This is a genomic window from Streptomyces indicus (assembly GCF_900100315.1).
Taxonomy (GTDB): Bacteria; Actinomycetota; Actinomycetes; order Streptomycetales; family Streptomycetaceae; genus Streptomyces; species Streptomyces indicus.
Genome location: NZ_FNFF01000011.1, coordinates 66,837 through 84,628, shown reverse-complemented (window position 1 = coordinate 84,628; position 17,792 = coordinate 66,837). Strand labels below are relative to the sequence as shown.

General features: G+C 72.5%; 12 protein-coding genes. 3 read left to right on the top strand and 9 right to left on the bottom strand.

Features of this window, described 5'->3' with window-relative positions; genetic code table 11:
• Positions 1-236: 236 nt before the first annotated feature.
• The 4 genes from BLT97_RS24755 to BLT97_RS24740 all read right to left on the bottom strand — a co-directional run bounded on the left by BLT97_RS24755 (position 237) and on the right by BLT97_RS24740 (position 9,268).
• A complete protein-coding gene (locus BLT97_RS24755) occupies positions 237-1,760 on the bottom strand; it encodes a serine/threonine-protein kinase (RefSeq protein ID WP_093614078.1) in 1,524 nt (507 codons plus the stop codon).
• Between the two features lie 296 nt (positions 1,761-2,056).
• The gene (locus BLT97_RS24750) at positions 2,057-5,203 is read right to left on the bottom strand and encodes a protein kinase (protein ID WP_143041377.1); all 3,147 of its coding nucleotides are present in this window, start codon (positions 5,201-5,203) and stop codon (positions 2,057-2,059) included.
• 208 nt (positions 5,204-5,411) lie between these two features.
• Complete coding sequence (locus tag BLT97_RS24745; RefSeq protein WP_093613839.1) at positions 5,412-7,322, bottom strand: serine/threonine-protein kinase; 1,911 nt, start codon at positions 7,320-7,322, stop codon at positions 5,412-5,414.
• A 239-nt stretch (positions 7,323-7,561) separates the two neighbouring features.
• A complete protein-coding gene (locus tag BLT97_RS24740; protein ID WP_093613837.1) occupies positions 7,562-9,268 on the bottom strand; it encodes a glycerol-3-phosphate dehydrogenase/oxidase in 1,707 nt (568 codons plus the stop codon).
• Positions 9,269-9,549: 281 nt separating this feature from the next.
• Here BLT97_RS24740 and BLT97_RS24735 point away from each other — a divergent pair, with 281 nt between their 5' ends.
• Both BLT97_RS24735 and BLT97_RS24730 read left to right on the top strand, forming a co-directional pair.
• Positions 9,550-10,809 (top strand): nucleotide sugar dehydrogenase, encoded by a 1,260-nt coding sequence (locus BLT97_RS24735; protein ID WP_093613835.1) that lies wholly within the window; start codon positions 9,550-9,552, stop codon positions 10,807-10,809.
• A 121-nt stretch (positions 10,810-10,930) separates the two neighbouring features.
• Positions 10,931-11,470, top strand: a complete 540-nt coding sequence (locus tag BLT97_RS24730; RefSeq protein ID WP_093613833.1) for a hypothetical protein — start codon at positions 10,931-10,933, stop codon at positions 11,468-11,470.
• 74 nt (positions 11,471-11,544) lie between these two features.
• On the opposite strand, the gene BLT97_RS24725 is transcribed toward BLT97_RS24730, so the two are convergent.
• From BLT97_RS24725 to BLT97_RS24710, 4 genes are all read right to left on the bottom strand, one after another.
• Positions 11,545-12,669 carry a GuaB3 family IMP dehydrogenase-related protein gene (locus tag BLT97_RS24725; RefSeq protein WP_093613831.1) on the bottom strand — a complete coding sequence of 375 codons (1,125 nt, stop codon included), beginning with the start codon at positions 12,667-12,669 and terminating at the stop codon, positions 11,545-11,547.
• 129 nt (positions 12,670-12,798) lie between these two features.
• Positions 12,799-14,310, bottom strand: coding sequence for an IMP dehydrogenase (gene guaB, locus BLT97_RS24720; protein WP_093613829.1), 1,512 nt, complete (start codon positions 14,308-14,310; stop codon positions 12,799-12,801).
• A 154-nt stretch (positions 14,311-14,464) separates the two neighbouring features.
• Positions 14,465-15,040 (bottom strand): sigma-70 family RNA polymerase sigma factor, encoded by a 576-nt coding sequence (locus BLT97_RS24715; protein ID WP_187817718.1) that lies wholly within the window; start codon positions 15,038-15,040, stop codon positions 14,465-14,467.
• A gap of 339 nt (positions 15,041-15,379) precedes the next feature.
• A complete protein-coding gene (locus BLT97_RS24710; RefSeq protein ID WP_003948568.1) occupies positions 15,380-15,991 on the bottom strand; it encodes a response regulator transcription factor in 612 nt (203 codons plus the stop codon).
• Between the two features lie 453 nt (positions 15,992-16,444).
• Between BLT97_RS24710 and BLT97_RS24705 the strand changes: the two genes are divergently transcribed.
• Positions 16,445-16,762, top strand: a complete 318-nt coding sequence (locus BLT97_RS24705; RefSeq protein WP_093613827.1) for a WhiB family transcriptional regulator — start codon at positions 16,445-16,447, stop codon at positions 16,760-16,762.
• A gap of 87 nt (positions 16,763-16,849) precedes the next feature.
• On the opposite strand, the gene BLT97_RS24700 is transcribed toward BLT97_RS24705, so the two are convergent.
• Positions 16,850-17,770, bottom strand: a complete 921-nt coding sequence (locus tag BLT97_RS24700) for a LysR family transcriptional regulator (protein WP_093613825.1) — start codon at positions 17,768-17,770, stop codon at positions 16,850-16,852.
• Between the last annotated feature and the right edge of the window lie 22 nt (positions 17,771-17,792).

Genomic DNA, 17,792 nt, shown 5'->3' with positions numbered 1-17,792 from the left:
TCGCGTACGACGCCCCGGATTCCACCCCGGTCACCGACCCGTGACGAGACGTGGGTCTTTTCACGGGGCGCCGGTCCTCGTATTGCCGTCGATTACGGGCGAAATGCCGCCCGGAACAGGGGATTCCGCGGTACGGCGGGCTCCCTGGTGTGCGGTACGGCGGCCTCCCCGACATGCAGGGGGAAGCCGTCCCGGAGGCCATCCCGGCGCTCAGCACCGGCACTTCAACCAGGCGGCTACCCGCCGCCCGTGGGCCGCCAGCTCTTGAGCACGTGGTCGAACTGCTCGCGCGTCTTCGCCCAGTCCTTCGCCGGACCGGACATGTAGATCGCGTACTCGGTGCCGTCCTCGTCGACGTACAGCTGGTCGATGGCCCGCCGTTCGCCCTTGGTCGCCCCCTTCGTCTCCGTCCACGCGAACTCCCAGACGGCGCCCGGCCGGTCGCGGAAGAAGTTCGAGCGCAGCTTGATGCGCTGGTACGTGGGCAGCCGGCCCATGCCCTGCGCCTCCATGTCCTTGACGTGCTGGTAGGCGTCCTCGAAGTCGGGCTCCTCGTCGATGGCGATGCGCAGCAGATGGCGGCCGTCGTCGGGGGTGTAGTCGATCTGGTCGCCCTCGGTCTGCCGCTGCCAGCCGGGCGGCACGAGCACGCTGAAGCCCGCCTCGTCGTGCACCCGCTGCCAGCCCTTCGGCGTGGCACCCACGGTCTGCCCCGGATCGGCCTTGCCCGGCCCGAGGTAGGTCAGGACGCCGTACGCCGCGGCCGCGCCCACCAAGGCGGCGGCCAGGACCAGGCCGAGGACGGACCGCAGCCGCCGTCCGCCCGGACCCGCGGAAGCCGGACCCGCCGGAACCGGGCCCGCAGGAGCCGGAACCGGGGCCGGCCGGTCCGCGCCCTGGACCGCGGTGAGGTCGTCGGGCGCGACCCGCTGAGTGGGCACGTAGGCCTGCGCGGCCTGGGGTGCCCGTCCCTCGCACACCTCGGCGAGCATCTGCTCGGCCGCCTCGGCGGTCGGCCGCTGGAGCGGGTCCTTGCGCAGCAGCGCGGTGATCACCGGCGCGAGCGGGCCCGCGTGCACACACGGCCGCGGCTCCTCCTCGACGACGGCCTGCATCGACGACAGGGGCGAGGTGCGCCGGAACGGCGACTCCCCCTCGACCGCCGCGTAGAGCGTCGCGCCGAGCGCCCAGAGGTCCGAGGCGGGTCCGGGCGCCTCGCCCCGCACCCGCTCGGGCGCCAAGTAGTCGATGGAGCCGACCAGTTCGCCGGTGCGCGTGATGGTCGAGTCGCCCTCGATGGCGGCGATGCCGAAGTCGGTGAGCAGCACCCGGCCGTCGCGCGCGAGCAGCACGTTCGCGGGCTTGACGTCGCGGTGCAGGACGCCCGCCCGGTGCGCGGCGCGCAGGGCGCGCAGCACCCACATCCCGATCCGCGCGGCCTCGGCGGGCACGACGCGGTGGTCGTCGCGTACGGCGTCGGCGAGCGAGCGCCCGTCGACCAGCTCCATCACGATCCACGGCCGGTCGTCGTGCTCGAAGACGTCGTGCACGGTGACCACGGCCGAGTGGTTGATCCGGGCGGCCGCGCGCGCCTCCTTCTGGGTGCGGGCGAGCAGCACCGCGCGCTCGCTCTCGCCCGCGTACCGGGCCGCCGTCAACTCCTTGACGGCGACCACCCGGTGCAGCACTTCGTCGTGCGCGCGCCACACCTTGCCCATGCCGCCGTGACCGAGACTTCCCTCGATCCGGTAGCGGCCCATGAGCAACCGGCTCTGCGCCCTGCCCTCGATCTGGTCCACGTTCCCCCGCCCGTCCTTCGCAGGGCCAGCGTAGGGACCGCGGGGGCGCTGCGGAACCTGGGGAGACCGCCTTGTGATTCACCCGATGACGCAGCCGCGGACCGGCCCCGCCTCCTGCGAACGGTCAGCCCGCCCTCTGCGCACGGTCGGCCCGCCTGCTCCGTACGCTCAACACGCCTTCTCCGTACGGCCGGTGGAGCTCCCCGGGGCGGTCGGCACGGCTCCCCGGACGGCCGGTGCAGCTCCCGTACGGACCGTCACCCCGTCTTCTCGTACGTCGCCACGGCCTGCTCGAAGAGGCGGGTCACCTCGTCCCGTTCGGACTCCGGGCCCTTGACCAGGACGACGTGGTAGGCGCCGTCGAGCAGGATCGCCGCATTGCGGACGAACAGCTTCCGGCCGTTCTCCTCCCAGGTGAACTGGCCCTCGGCCCGCACCTGGCCGCCGACCTCCACCTGCCGCAGCCCGCCGGAGCCCGCCCAGGTCGAGTCGCGGAACGGCTGAAGTTCGCGCTCGTCCTCGCGCTGGTACTTCAGCGGATCGGTGCCGTAGTCACGGGTCGAGTCGCGGCCGGGGACGACCGTGAGCGAGAAGTCCCCCTGCCCGTACACGACTTGCCCGCGCCCGTTGACCGGCTTGCGGTCCCAGCCGGAGGCCACCGCGACCTGGAAGCCTTCGAGGTCCTTGCGCAGTACGAAGCCCTGCGGGAGCTCGCCCGCGGGAGGCGCCTCCGTCTGCCGCGGCGGCTCCTTGCTCGCGTCCTCGCTGGGCTTCTTCTCCGGTTCCTTGTCCGGCTTCCCGTCGTCCGCCTTGCCGTCCCCGCCGCCGTCCGGGCTCGCATCTCCCGGGCCGGCAGGCGCCGAACTCGCCGATCCCGCCTGCCCCTTGCGGTCCCCCGCACCCTGGTCGTCGGTGCCCGACTTCGGCATGAACAGCATCGCGTACGCCACCGCCGCGGCGACCCCGAGCAGGATCAGCACGAGCAGCAGCCGCCCGAGCCGCTTCGGCCCGCCGCCGCCCTGCGGCCGGCGGCTCATCTGCCGCATCTGGCGCTGCTGCTGCCGCTCCCACTTCTCCGCCGAGGCCGACATCCGCTCGCGGCCCGGACGTTCGGGCGCGCGCAGCTGCGCGGTCTCGGTGAGCTGGGCGGTCTCCGCCGCCAAGGCGCGCCGCTGCTCCGGTGCGCGGCGGCGCCGGGCGGCGCGGCCCTTCTTGTGCCGGCCGTGCTCGGGCGGCCCGCTCTCGTCGCGCTGCCCCCGCCCGCCGCGCCGCTTGCGGACCAGCTCGCCCCTGCGCCGTACGACGGGCAGCCGGGTCCGGTCGTACGCGGGCGCCGGTACGACGTTCGCGCCGGCCTCGGGCTCGGGCGCGGAGCGCACCAGGGAGCGCAGCCAGCCGCGGAGCTCCTCGAAGTCGGGCCGCTCGGTGGGGTCCTGGCGAAGCAGCGACTCGACCACCGGCCGCAGCGGCCCGCACTCCTCGGCGAACGCGGGCGGCTCGGCGCACACCAGCTGGACCAGCTCGTAGGTGCTGTCCTCCGGGTAGGGCGCATGGCCCTGCACCGCGCGGAACAGCAGCGCGCCGAGCGCCCACAGGTCGGTGGCGGGTCCGACGGGCGCGGCCAGCTGCCAGTTCTCGTGCACGGGCCCCGCCTGCTCCGGCGCCCAGCGCTCGGTCACGGCACCGACCACGGTCATCCGGGCCTGCCGGGCCCGCTCCAGTTCGAGCGGGGTGGCGGGGCTGCGCTGCGCGGCCGCCTGGCCCACGCCCGCCAACTCGTCCCAGCGGGAGGGCTTTCCGTGCTCGTCGGGGGCGGCCTCCGTGCCGTACGGGGCCGCGGCCGCCGTGCCGTACTCCTCCCGGAGCGCGGGCGCGGAAGCTTCGTGCTCCTCGCGGACCGCGGGCGCCGGAGCGGCATGCCCGGCCGGGAGGATCTGGTCCTTGTACTGCGGCAGCCCGTCCGGAGTCCGCCGGGGATACGAGCCTTCGGCGGGCTCTCCCGCGCCCTCGGCCGGCCCGCTCGCCCCCGCACTCCCGCTCAAGTCGCCCGGGCCCCGTGCCTCTTCACCCTGCGAACCCTCGGCCCCCGCACCCGGCAGCTGGCCCGGGATACGCCGACCCGCACCGTGCCAGCCGACCGCGGACTGCGCCGCGGACCCGGCCGCCCCGGTCCGTGCCGCGGGCCCCGCCGACAGGTGCCGGACCTCGGTCCGGCGCGCGGCAGGCCGGCCGGCCACGCCGTAAGGATCCGCTATCTGCCCGGGCGGTGCCGGTGCGCCCGGGCTCTGCGGGGTGCCCTGGAGCGCCTCGCCGTCACGCCGTACGCCCGCGCCGTCCCCGCCGCCCGGCGGCAGCGCACGGGCCGCCGCCGCGGAGCGCACACCGGCCCGGTACGCGGCGATCGCACCGGCCCGCGCGGCCCGTACGTCCCCGGCGGGCAGCGCGCCACGCGCGGCCGCACCACCGGACGCGACCGCACCACCGGCTCCCGCGCCACCGGACGTCCCCATGCCACCGGCCCCCGGACCCCCGGGCCCGCTCTCGGCCGCACCCGGAAGACCGCCCTGCTGCACCCGGCCGCCCTGGCCCGCCCTGCCGCCTTCCTCGGTCCTGCCGCTCTCCTCGGTCCCGCCGTCCCCGGCGCCCCCGGGCCCCTTGCGGAAGGCGGCAGGCAGCGCGGCCCGCTCGCCCTCCACGGCCGCGGCTGCGCCCCGGCCCCTGCCGGGCACCTCCCCCGGCACCGCACCGGACGCGGTGGCGGCCGCAGCACGCCCGTCGAACCCGCCGCCCGCGTCCGGCACCGGGTCGTACCCGCACAGCGCCTCCTCGGCGGCGCCCGCGGCGAGACCGGTGAGCATCACGCGCCCGTCGTCGCAGACGAGCACGGTGCGCACCGTGATGTTGCGGTGCACCCAGCCGTGCGCGTGCAGCGCCCGCAGCGCGGTGAGCACGTCGGAGGCCACCTCCGCCGCGCGGTACGGCGTCAGCGGCCGCTCGGCGAGCAGCGCGGCCAGCGGACGGGCCGCCACGACCTCGCTGACGATCCACAGCGAGCCGCCCTCGGCGAACACGTCGAAGACCTGGTCGAGCCTGGGGTGGTCGGGTATGCGCGCCGCCGCCTCGGCTGCCTCGATGGCCCGGCGCACGGCGGGATCACCGGGCGACCTCGTGGTGCGGGAGCTGCGCGGGTGCTGCCCGGCGGGCCTGCGCGCACCGCCCCGCCCCGGCGCCGGCTCGTCGAGCACCTCGGCGTCGACCACCTCCGGCAACGGCACCTGCCGCACCAGGACTTCCTGCCCGCTGTACGTGTCGAAGGCGCGCGTCTCCGCGAACTCGTACTCGTCCGACGGCGGCAACGGCAGGCGGTAGCGGTCCGCGAGCACCCGCCCCGCGTAGTCGTCCACGTCGCCTCCCCGACAGCGCGCGCACTCCGTATCCCTGGGCCACGCACCGTACGAATCCGTCAACTCCGGTCGAATCCCGGCACATTGCGGCTGCGTACGGTCCGCGAGCTCTCACGATACGTGGCCACGCCGACGTACGCGGCAGGTCTCACCAACCCGTGCCGACCGCTTCCGGCCCCGGACCGCGCCCGCGCGCCGCCGCGCCCCGTCAGTCGCGCGGCTGGAAGGTGTCGAACGCCGTCTTGCGCAGGGTCCGGCACTCCTCGCCGTCCCACTCGCTCTTCTTGCAGCTGATCATGATGGCGTAGCCGTGGGTGGCGTCGACCTTGAAGCCACGGTTGAGCACGCGGACCCGCTCGCCGTTCTGATCGCGCTCGAACTCCCAGTCGGCGACCGTGGGATACCCCTTGTAGTCGACCTGGTGGATGCCGAGCAGCTTGAAGTTGGTGCTGGCGCCCCGTATCGCCGGGAGCAGCGAGCGCCAGGCGGCCACGGCGTCGTCGCTCGGCCGGGAGTTGAAGTCCACCTGGATCCGCGGGAATCCGCCGTCGGCGCTGAAGATCGCGCCGGAGTTCTGCCCGGCGGTCCCGGTGCGGCGGAAGTTCTCGGGCATCGCCATGGAGAACTTGAACTGCCCGTTCGTCACCTGTCGGAATCCGGCGGGCAGCCCGTCCGTTCCCTGCCCGCCGCTGTCGCCTTCACCGGACCCGGACCCCGAACCGCCCTCGGAATCCTTGCCCTTGTCGCCCTGGCCGTCCTTCTCGCCCTTGCCGTCGTCGGTCTTGCCTTCGTCGGTCTTGCCGCCGCCGCCCTGCGAGGAGTCCTTGCCCGAACCGCCGTCCGTGCCCGCGCTCGCGGAGGACTCGTCGCGCCCGCCGCCCTTCTCGTCCCCGCCGCTGAGCGCGAAGCCGAGCGCGGTGCCGAGCACCGCAAGCGCCACGAGGACGGCCACGATCAGCTGCGTACGCTTCGGGACGAGGTCGCCGAGCGAGGCGCGCCGCGCGGGCGCCGCGCCACCGGCCGAACCACCGTCGGCCGCCGCGGAGTTGACGGTCGCGGCCGTCCCACCCGTCGCGGCCGCGCCACCGGCCGTGGCGGCCGCAGCCGGGACGGCGGCCGCCGGCGCCTTGGCCGCCGGCTCCGGCTCCCCGGGGAGCGGAACGACCTTCGTCTGCTCGGAGGCCGGCGGCAGCGGCTTCTCGGCCACCGGCTCCGGCGCGTGGATCACGTCGAGCAGCAGCGCCCGCGCCCCCGCGTCGTCGAGCCGCTTCTCCGGGTCCTTCTCCAAGAGCCCGTAGAGCACCTTGTCGAGGTTCCCCGCGTGCTGCGGCGGCTCCAGCGGCTCGGTCATGACCGCGGTGAGCGTCGCGATCGCCGAGCCCTTGTCGTACGGCGGGGTCCCTTCGACCGCCGCGTACAGCAGACCGCCGAGGGACCAGAGGTCGGCCGCCGGTCCTGGCTTGTGGCCGCGGGCGCGCTCGGGCGAGATGTACGAGGGAGCGCCGACGAGCATGCCGGTCGAGGTGATGGACGGGTCGCCCTCGACCTGCGCGATGCCGAAGTCGGTGAGCACCACGCGGCCGTCGTCGGCGATCAGCACGTTGGACGGCTTCACGTCGCGGTGCAGGATGCCCTCGCGGTGCGCGCTGCGCAGCACGTCGAGGACCGCGAGCGCCACCTCGGCGGCGCGCTTGGGCGCGAGCCGGCCGTCCTCGCGGATGACCTCGGCGAGGGACTTGCCCTCGATGAGCTCCATGACGATCCAGGGCCGGTCGTCCTCGTCGACCACGTCGAAGACGGTGACGGCGCCGTGGTCACGGATCCGCGCGATCGCCTTGGCCTCGCGCAGGGTCCGGGTGATGAGCCGGCGCTTCTCGTCCTCGTCGATGCTGGACGGGAAGCGCAGCTCCTTGACGGCGACGGTGCGCCCGAGGGTCTCGTCGGTCGCACGCCATACGGTGCCCATGCCGCCCCGGCCGAGCACGGCGCCGAGCCGGTAGCGCCCGGCGATCAGACGTGCCTCCTGGTCGCGGCGGGGTTCCTCGTCCGGACGGACGTCCTCGCCCTTGCGGGGCTCCTCGTCCCGACGGGCCTGCTCCGGCCGCTCAGCCTCCGACATGAGTCCCCTCTGCAATCAACCCGCCCTGGCAGAGCGTCCATTGTCTCTCATGCCGAGGCCCGCGGAAGTCCCGGGTCCGGCCCCACTCTCTCCTACGCGCTCCACGCGCCGACGGTTCCCGCTCCCGCCCCTCCTGTCCCATCCGTCACAGTGACCCCCGTATCCGCAGAAGGCGGGCGGCCCGCTCCGGGCCACCCGCCTGAACTGCCGCAACGCGCCGTCCCGGACGACGGACCGCCTTACAACGGCACGATGTCCGGCGCCCCGAGCCGCGCCGCGTCCGCCGTCAGATCGTCCGGCTGCAACTGCGACTCGCGCTCCGCCTCGACCCGCTTCTCGTAGTGCTCGACCTCGCGCTCGATCTGGTCCTTGTCCCAGCCGAGCACCTTGGCCATCAGCTCGGCGCTCTCGCGCGCACAGCGCGTGCCGCGGTCGAAGGTCTCGATGGAGATCCGGGTGCGCCGCGTCAGGACGTCGTCGAGGTGTCGGGCCCCTTCGTGCGAGGCCGCGTACACCACCTCGGCGCGCAGGTAGTCCTCGGCGCCCGTCAGCGGATCCGCGAGCGACGGGTCGGCGGCGATCAGTTCGAGGACCTCTTCGGTCAGGGCCCCGTACCGGTTCAACAGGTGCTCCACGCGCACCACATGGAGCCCGGTGCGCTGCGCGATCCGCGCCCGCGCGTTCCACAGCGCCTTGTAGCCCTCGGCGCCGAGCAGCGGGATGTCCTCGGTGACGCAGTCGGCCACCCGCTGGTCGAGCGCGTGCACGGCCTCGTCCACGGCGTCCTTCGCCATCACGCGGTACGTCGTGTACTTGCCGCCCGCGACCACCACGAGCCCCGGCACCGGATGCGCGACCGTGTGCTCGCGCGAGAGCTTGCTGGTGGCGTCCGACTCCCCGGCGAGCAGGGGCCTGAGGCCCGCGTACACGCCCTGCACGTCGTCGCGCGTGAGCGGCACCGCGAGCACGGAGTTCACATGCTCGAGCAGGTAGTCGATGTCGGCGCTGGAGGCCGCCGGATGCGCCTTGTCGAGGTCCCAGTCGGTGTCGGTGGTCCCGACGATCCAGTGCCGCCCCCACGGGATCACGAAGAGAACGCTCTTCTCCGTACGGAGGATGAGCCCCGTCGTCGAGTTGATCCGGTCCTTGGGCACGACCAGGTGGATGCCCTTGGACGCCCGCACATGGAACTGCCCGCGCTCCCCGACCATCGCCTGCGTGTCATCGGTCCAGACCCCGGTGGCGTTCACGATCTGCCGCGCCCGGATCTCGTACTCGCCGCCGCCCTCGACGTCCTGCACCCGCGCCCCGACGACCCGCTCGCCCTCGCGCAGGAACCCGGTCACGCGCGCCCGGTTGGCCGCCTTCGCCCCGTACGAGGCGGCGGTCCGTACGAGCGTGGCCACGTACCGCGCGTCGTCCATCTGCGCGTCGTAGTACTGGAGCGCACCGACCAGCGCGTCCTTCTTCAGACAGGGCGCGACCCGCATCGCGTGCCTCCGCGACAGGTGCCGGTGCATCGGCAGTCCGCGCCCGTGCCCCTTCGCCATCGACATCGCGTCGTACAGCGCGACACCCGACCCCGCATACAGCCGCTCCCAGCCCTTGCCCTGCAGCGGATACAGGAACGGCACCGGCTTCACCAGGTGCGGCGCCAGCCGTTCGAGCAGCAGCCCGCGCTCCTTGAGCGCCTCCCTGACCAGGGCGAAGTCGAGCATCTCCAGATAGCGGAGGCCGCCGTGGATCAACTTGCTGGAGCGGCTCGACGTGCCCGAGGCCCAGTCGCGCGCCTCCACGATCCCCGTCGAGAGCCCTCGTGTGACGGCGTCGAGCGCCGTGCCCGCGCCGACCACGCCGGCCCCCACCACCAGCACGTCCAGTTCCCGCTCGGCCATCGCCGCGAGGGCCTCGGCCCGCTCGGCCGGTCCCAGTGTCGCTGTCCTCACTGCTGCCTCCCGTCGCCCCCGTGTGGTCGGGCTCACATCGTCGATTCTGTCCGCAGTGCCGGGCTTGGGCCACCACTCGTGACCGCGACTTTCCGGGACAAGGCCCCACAAGGCCGCGCCACCGCGGCCACCAGGGACGCAGCGCCGCCGACACTCCGAAACGCGGCTCCCCTAATCCGTCATATCGGTCATATTTACCCCTAACCTGACAGTGCGCTCAGCCGTTTTGTCCACCCGGCTTGCGCGTCCTGACCGTTCCGGTTACTGGGAAGGTGTTCGCCATGCCCGCGGATCTCGCCGTCGTAGGACTCGGCCATCTCGGTCTCCCGCTCGCCCAGGCAGCCGTCTCGGCCGGGATCGAGACCCTCGCCTACGACCCGCGTCACACCACGGAGCTCGCCGCCGGCCGGCTGCCCGCCGGCGAGGGCGCCCTGACCACCGCCGATCTGCGCCGGATGCTCTCGGGGGGCTTCCGGCCCACCACCAACCCGGCCGAGCTCGGCCGGGTCCGCACCGCCGTCATCTGCGCCCCCACTCCGCTCGGCGCCGACCGCACTCCGGACCTCACCGAGGTCGCCGAGGCCGCACGGGCCCTGGCACCGCGCCTTCGCCCGCACACCACGGTGATCCTCGAATCCCCCGCCTACCCGGGCACGACCGAGGAATTCCTGCGCCCGCTCCTGGAGGAGGGCTCGGGCCTGACCGCGGGCCGCGACTTCCACCTCGCCCACTCCCCGGGCCGCTTCGACGCGGGCAGCCGGACGCACACCTACGCCACCACCCCCAAGGTGATCGGCGGCCTGACCCCGGCCTGCACCGAGTCGGCCGCGGCCTTCTACAGCCGCCTCACGGACAAGGTCGTACGCGCCCGGGGCCCGCGCGAGGCGGAGGCCACCCACCTCCTCGAAACCAACTTCCGGCACGTCAACATCGCCCTGGTCAACGAAATGGCCGTGCTCTGCCACGACTTGAACGTCGATCTGTGGGACGTCATCCGCTGCGCCGAGACCAAGCCCTTCGGCTTCCAGGCCTTCCGCCCCGGCCCCGGCGTCGGCGGCCACGCGGTCGCCCTCGACCCGGCCTACCTGCCGCACACGGCCCGCACCCCCGGCCACCCGCTGCGCCTGGTGGGCCTGGCCCAGGAGGTCAACCAGCGCATGCCGCAGTACGTCATCCAGCGCGCCGCCACCCTGCTCAACGAGCACGGCAAGTCGGCCCGCGGCGCCCGCATCCTGCTCCTGGGCGTCACGTACAAGGCGGACATCGCCGACCAACAGGGCGCCCCCGCCGAGGAGATCGCCACCCGCCTGATGCAGATGGGCGCCTCGATCAGCTACCACGACCCGCACATCCCGCACTGGCGCGTCCTCGGCCAGCCGGTCCCGCGCGCCGACTCCCTCTACGAAGCGGCGGCCGACGCCGACCTGACCCTTCTCCTCCAGCCCCACCGCACGTACGACCTCCAAGGCCTCGCGGTGAAGGCCCAGTTGCTCCTGGATACGCGGGGTGCGACTCCGGTGGGGGCCGCGCACCGGCTGTGAAGCCTTTGAAACGGGATGCGTGAGTGTCACCGGGGACTGCTAGCCTGCGGCGTCATTCATCGCACGTTCGTGCGCCGCTCTCGCATGTACGTGCGCACGCTTCCCATGGGGGGATCACCGTATGTCCCAGGCCTTTCCGCCTCCGCAGCAGCCCGCCGGCCAGAACCCGTTCGGCCAGCCTGCACCGTTCCAGCCGACTCCGCCGCCGGCGCGCACCGGCAACATCGGCGTCGCCATCGCCGTGGCCGTCGTCGCGGCGATAGCCGCGGCCGCCGCGTACGGCGGTCTGATGCGCGCCTTCGCCGACGACGACGGCAGCTACACCGAGATCGGCTACATCGCCGTCGGTGTCGGCGCCCTGATCGGCTTCGCGGCCGGCAAGCTCGGCGGCCGCAACCCGCTGCTGCCCATCGTCAGCGCGGTGCTCGCCCTGGCGGCCGTCTACGCGGGCCAGATCTTCGGTATGTCGCTGATCGCCAGCCACGTGGTCGAGCAGCTGGGCGGCGGGGCCTCGTCCTGGACCGACTTCCTCGGCTCGGACAACATCCTGAAGACCAGCGCCTTCGAGGGCTGGAAGGAAGACGCCGACGCCATGACGTACCTGTTCATCGCGATCGGCGGCATCACCGGCTTCACCTCCGCCAAGAAGATCGGCGGCTGACCCTCGGCAGCACATACGAAAGGGCCCGCACCGAGTCGGTGCGGGCCCTTTCGCGTTCGTACGGAGAACGAACCTCAGCGCTGGTGCTGCGCGTTCGCCACCGTGACCTCGACCCGCTGGAACTCCTTGAGCTCGCTGTAGCCGGTCGTGGCCATCGAGCGGCGCAGGGCGCCGAAGAAGTTCATCGAGCCGTCGGGGGTGTGCGAGGGACCGGTGAGGATCTCCTCGGTCGTGCCCACCGTGCCCAGATCCACCTTCTTGCCGCGCGGCACGTCCTCGTGGACAGCCTCCATGCCCCAGTGGTGGCCGCGGCCGGGGGCGTCGGTGGCGCGGGCCAGCGGGGAGCCCATCATCACGGCGTCGGCGCCGCAGGCGATGGCCTTGGGCAGGTCGCCGGACCAGCCCACGCCGCCGTCGGCGATCACGTGCACGTAGCGGCCGCCGGACTCGTCCATGTAGTCGCGGCGGGCGGCCGCGACGTCGGCGACGGCGGTGGCCATCGGGACCTGGATGCCCAGGACGTTACGGGTGGTGTGCGCGGCGCCGCCGCCGAAGCCGACGAGGACACCCGCGGCGCCGGTGCGCATCAGGTGCAGGGCCGCGGTGTACGTGGCGCAGCCGCCGACGATCACCGGGACGTCCAGCTCGTAGATGAACTGCTTGAGGTTCAGCGGCTCGGCGGCGCCGGAGACGTGCTCGGCGGAGACCGTCGTACCGCGGATGACGAAGATGTCCACGCCGGCGTCGACGACGGCCTTGGAGAACTGCGCGGTGCGCTGCGGCGAGAGCGCGGCGGCGGTGACGACACCGGAGTCGCGCACCTCCTTGATGCGCTGGCCGATCAGCTCTTCCTTGATCGGGGCCGCGTAGATCTCCTGGAGGCGGCGGGTCGCGGCCTCGGAGTCCAGCTCGGCGATCTCGTCGAGCAGCGGCTGCGGGTCCTCGTACCGGGTCCACAGACCTTCGAGGTTGAGCACGCCGAGGCCGCCCATCTCGCCGATGCGGATCGCGGTCTGCGGGGAGACCACCGAGTCCATGGGGGCCGCGAGGAACGGCAGCTCGAAGCGGTAGGCGTCGATCTGCCAGGCGATCGAGACCTCCTTCGGGTCCCGCGTACGACGGCTCGGGACGATGGCGATGTCGTCGAACGCGTACGCGCGGCGGCCGCGCTTGCCGCGCCCGATCTCGATCTCAGTCACTTTGGGAGGTGCCTTTCCGGTACGGGTCCCTCTGGGGCATACCCGTCCAGTATCCCTGACGCATGGGCAAGGGGCGGCCCCGGGAATCCGGGACCACCCCTGACCTGCGACGCACGTACGGCCGGCGGCTTACTTCCGGCTGTAGTTCGGTGCCTCGACCGTCATCTGGATGTCGTGCGGGTGGCTCTCCTTGAGGCCCGCCGAGGTGATCCGGACGAAGCGGCCCTTCGTCTCCATCTCCTCGATGGTGGCGGCGCCCACGTAGCCCATCGTCTGGCGCAGGCCGCCGACGAGCTGGTGAAGCACGTTGGCCAGCGGGCCGCGGTAGGGCACCTGGCCCTCGATGCCCTCGGGCACGAGCTTGTCGTCGGAGGCGACCTCGGCCTGGAAGTAACGGTCCTTCGAGTACGAGCGGCCCTGGCCGCGCGACTGCATGGCGCCGAGCGAGCCCATGCCGCGGTAGGACTTGAACTGCTTGCCGTTGATGAACAGCAGCTCGCCCGGGGACTCCTCGCAGCCCGCGAGCAGCGAGCCGAGCATCACCGTGGAGGCACCGGCGGCGAGCGCCTTGCCGATGTCGCCCGAGTACTGCAGGCCGCCGTCGCCGATCACCGGGACACCGGCCGCGTTCGCCGCGAGCGCCGCCTCGTAGATGGCGGTGACCTGCGGGACGCCGATGCCGGCGACCACGCGGGTGGTGCAGATGGAGCCGGGGCCGACCCCGACCTTGACGCCGTCGACACCGGCGTCGATCAGCGCCTGGGCGCCGTCACGCGTCGCGACATTGCCGCCGATCACATCCACGTTCACCGCGGACTTGATCTTCGACATCCAGCTCAGCGCGTTGCTGTTGTGGCCGTGGGAGGTGTCCACGACGAGGAAGTCCACGCCCGCGCCGGCCAGCGCCTGGGCGCGCTCGAGCGCCTCGGGGCTGGCGCCGACCGCGGCACCGACGAGGAGGCGGCCCTCGGCGTCCTTCGCGGCGTTGGGGTACTGCTCGGCCTTCACGAAGTCCTTGACCGTGATGAGGCCCTTGAGCACACCGGCGTCGTCGACCAGCGGCAGCTTCTCGATCTTGTGGCGGCGGAGCAGCTCCATGGCGTCCACGCCGGAGATGCCGACCTTGCCGGTCACGAGCGGCATCGGCGTCATGACCTCGCGGACCTGACGGCTGCGGTCGGTCTCGAAGGCCATGTCGCGGTTGGTGACGATGCCGAGCAGCTTGCCGTTGCCGTCCGTCACCGGGACACCGGAGATACGGAACTTCGCGCACAGCGCGTCCGCCTCGGCCAGCGTCGCGTCCGGGTTCACCGTGATCGGGTCGGTGACCATGCCGGACTCGGAGCGCTTCACGAGGTCGACCTGGTTGACCTGGTCCTCGATGGACAGGTTGCGGTGCAGCACACCGACGCCGCCCTGCCGGGCCATCGCGATGGCCATCCGGGACTCGGTGACCTTGTCCATGGCGGCGGAGAGCAGCGGGATGTTCACGCGGACGTTGCGCGAGATGCGGGACGAGGTGTCGACCGCGTTCGGGAGGACCTCCGACGCGCCCGGAAGCAGCAGCACGTCGTCGTAGGTCAGCCCGAGTGTCGCGAATTTCTCGGGTACCCCCGTCGAAGAACCGCCGTTTGCAGTCATGACACCTTCCCCAAATGGCCTTGATCGGTGCGGATGTCCATGCTAACGGCCTGTGGGGGTGTCTCATTCCATGAACAAGATCATCGGCTTTCTTTGTACGTTTCTACGTACTCGGCCGATGCGGGTGTGCTACTGCAGCGTGCGACCGTACGGCCTACTGCTCGGCCAGCGCCCGCAGCCGGCTCAGCGCCCGGTGCTGCGCCACCCGCACCGCACCCGGAGACATCCCCAGCATCTGCCCGGTCTCCTCCGCGGTGAGACCGACGGCGATCCGCAGCAGCAGCAGCTCGCGCTGCGTCTGCGGAAGATTGGCGAGCAGCTTCTTGGCCCACTCGGCGTCACTGCTCAGGAGCGCGCGCTCCTCGGGACCGAGCGAGTCGTCGGGCCGCTCGGGCATCTCGTCGCTGGGCACGGCGGTCGATCCGGGGTGCCGCATCGCGGCGCGCTGGAGATCGGCGACCTTGTGCCCGGCGATCGCGAAGACGAAGGCCTCGAAGGGCCGGCCGGTGTCCTTGTAGCGCGGCAGCGCGAGCAGCACCGCCACGCAGACTTCCTGGGCGAGGTCCTCGACGAAGTGCCGTGCGTCACCCGGGAGTCGGGACAGACGCGTACGGCAGTAGCGCAGAGCGAGCGGGTGCACGTGGGCGAGCAGATCGTGCGTGGCCTGCTTGTCGCCTTCGACGGCACGCTGAACGAGGGCACCGACAGTGGTGGTCTCGTCCTCGCGCATCGGACCATGGTGCCTTGACGCCGCCCGATCCGCGGCACCGCGTCCGTAGTTGTGCACCGAAGCGTTATGAGCAGGTGCGCCGGAACTCATCCCCTGCGCCCTCCCCTCCCGCTCGACCGACTCGTCCCCGAGGAACTCCACACCTCAAGGATGCGGCATCGCCGGGGAAACAAGCCAAACCGCTCCCCGACCTGGTCCGTCCGCGCATCCACCGGCCCGCCCGCAACGGTGCGGGCGGGACTGCTCGGTGGGATCCCCCCGGCCCGCTCCCGAGCGCGACCGGGAACGAGCACGGCCGAGGAGCACGCGAGGGACGGATCGCCGCAGGGGCTCACCGGCTCAGCGGACCAGACCCCAACGGAAACCGAGCGCCACGGCGTGCGCACGGTCGGAGGCGCCGAGCTTCTTGAACAGCCGGCGGGCGTGCGTCTTGACGGTGTCCTCGGAGAGGAACAGCTCACGGCCGATCTCCGCATTGGACCGCCCATGGCTCATGCCCTCGAGCACCTGGATCTCCCGCGCGGTGAGCGTCGGGGCCGCGCCCATCTCGGCGGACCGCAGCCGGCGCGGGGCAAGCCGCCACGTCGGGTCGGCGAGCGCCTGCGTGACGGTCGCGCGCAGCTCGGCGCGCGAGGCGTCCTTGTGCAGATAGCCGCGCGCACCGGCGGCGACCGCGAGCGCCACGCCGTCGAGGTCCTCCGCGACGGTCAGCATGATGATGCGGGCGCCCGGGTCGGCGGAGAGCAGCCGGCGCACGGTCTCGACGCCGCCGAGGCCCGGCATGCGCACGTCCATCAGAATCAGGTCCGAGCGGTCGGCGCCCCAGCGGCGGAGGACTTCCTCGCCGTTGGCCGCCGTCGTCACTCGCTCTACACCGGGCACGGTCGCCACCGCACGGCGCAGCGCCTCGCGGGCAAGCGGGGAGTCGTCGCAGACGAGGACGGAAGTCATGACTGTCGTCCTCCGCGGCTCCTGCAGCTGATGCGCGTCACCTTGAGCCTCCAGGCTGAATATGAATCGTCACCTGAGCGGTTGACACCCTCGGACACCTGCCCGAGCGCTTCCCTTTTCAACCGCCTCCGCACTCTCAACGACGGTCACTCGAAAGAGTTACGGGTCGGTCGGCCGCCTTCGGCACTCTACGTGATGGGGCCCTCACAAAGCAGTAATCGCCGAGATCAGGGCACTCGTGCAGCACAGAAGTTTCACAGGAAGCTATGCCCCATTTAGCGCCTTTTCTTCCCTTTTGGTGGTGTCTGTGACTAGATTCGCAATCAGTCATATTTACATCTACTCAGACAGTAGATGTGCGGCATGGGCGTCCGACCAGCCCTGGCCCGGGCAGCTGCGTCCGCCCGACCGGGCTCCGGATCCGCCCTCTGAACGGTTGCAAGGGGACAAGCAATGGCAGATTTCTCCCGCCTTCCCGGACCGAACGCCGACCTGTGGGACTGGCAGCTGCTCGCGGCCTGCCGCGGGGTCGACAGTTCGCTCTTCTTCCACCCGGAGGGCGAACGCGGCGCGGCCCGGAGCGCCCGCGAGAACTCGGCCAAAGAGGTCTGCATGCGCTGCCCCGTCCGCGCCGAGTGCGCGGCGCACGCCCTCGCGGTGCGTGAGCCGTACGGCGTCTGGGGCGGCCTGACCGAGGACGAGCGCGAGGAGCTCATGGGGCGTGCGCGCAACCGGCTGGTGCCGGCGGCCGGCACGCTGTCGGCCCACTGAGTCCCTCACCGAGGAAACGTTTCTTCGTACGGCGGGAGCTTGCTGCCGTACAGCCGGTGGCGTTGCGCGCCCGGCCGGAGCGGGTGGCTAGCCGGCCACGCGCGGCACCATCCGGTCGGCGGCCGCCGCCAGTTCGTCGAGTGTGGCCGCGACCGTCGGGACCCGGGCGAGGTCCGGCAGCGTGAGGGCGACGATCTCGCGCTCGACGGCCGGTTCCACCCTGACCGTGCGGGTGCCCCTCGGGATGACCGACTCCAGGGCGAGGTTCGGCAGCACCGCGACCCCCAGGCCCGCGCCGACCAGGCCGACCACCGCCGGGTAGTCGTCGGTCGCGAAGTCGATGCGCGGCGTGAAGCCCGCACTCTCGCAGACGTCGACCAGTTGGCGGCGGCAGCGCGGGCAGCCGGCGATCCACGACTCGTCGGCGAACTCGGAGATGGGCACCTTCTGGTAGCCGTCGGCGAGCCGGTGTCCCTCGGGCACCAGGCCGATCAGCGGGTCGGCGAGCAGAGGCCGCACCACCAGGTCGCTCCAGTCGTCGTCCATGTGCGCACCCTCGTACCGGAAGGCGAGCGCCACATCGCAGTCGCCCTCGCGGAGCATCTCCACCGAGCGCGGCGGCTCGGCCTCGACGAGCGAGACCCGGGTGCCGGGGTGGGCCGCGCGCAGGGCGGCGAGGGCCGAGGGGACCAGCGTCGAGCTGCCGCTCGGGAACGAGACGAGGCGGACGCGGCCGGCCCGCAGACCGGCGATCGCGGCGACCTCCTCCTCGGCGGCGGTGAGCCCGGCGAGGATGCCCGCGGCATGCCTGACCAGTGCTTCTCCCGCCTGGGTCAGGCGCATCTCACGGCCCGTGCGGATCAGCAGCGGGGTGCCCGTGGACTGCTCGAGTGCCTTCATCTGCTGGCTGACCGCGGGCTGCGTGCAGCCGAGCTCGCGGGCCGCGGCGGAGAAGGAGCCGGTGGCGGCGACGGCGCGGAGCACGCGGAGATGACGGGCCTCGATCATGACTCAAGCATAAGTGAGGCTT

Excerpts from the sequence above, each read along its gene's own strand:
- BLT97_RS24755 (WP_093614078.1), bottom strand. The coding sequence starts at position 1,760 with ATGGGCCGCTACCGGATCGAGGGAAGTCTCGGTCACGGCGGCATGGGC.
- BLT97_RS24745 (WP_093613839.1), bottom strand. The coding sequence starts at position 7,322 with ATGTCGGAGGCTGAGCGGCCGGAGCAGGCCCGTCGGGACGAGGAGCCC.
- BLT97_RS24735 (WP_093613835.1), top strand. The coding sequence starts at position 9,550 with ATGCCCGCGGATCTCGCCGTCGTAGGACTCGGCCATCTCGGTCTCCCG.
- BLT97_RS24730 (WP_093613833.1), top strand. The coding sequence starts at position 10,931 with ATGTCCCAGGCCTTTCCGCCTCCGCAGCAGCCCGCCGGCCAGAACCCG.
- guaB (WP_093613829.1), bottom strand. The coding sequence starts at position 14,310 with ATGACTGCAAACGGCGGTTCTTCGACGGGGGTACCCGAGAAATTCGCG.
- BLT97_RS24715 (WP_187817718.1), bottom strand. The coding sequence starts at position 15,040 with ATGCGCGAGGACGAGACCACCACTGTCGGTGCCCTCGTTCAGCGTGCC.
- BLT97_RS24710 (WP_003948568.1), bottom strand. The coding sequence starts at position 15,991 with ATGACTTCCGTCCTCGTCTGCGACGACTCCCCGCTTGCCCGCGAGGCG.
- BLT97_RS24705 (WP_093613827.1), top strand. The coding sequence starts at position 16,445 with ATGGCAGATTTCTCCCGCCTTCCCGGACCGAACGCCGACCTGTGGGAC.
- BLT97_RS24700 (WP_093613825.1), bottom strand. The coding sequence starts at position 17,770 with ATGATCGAGGCCCGTCATCTCCGCGTGCTCCGCGCCGTCGCCGCCACC.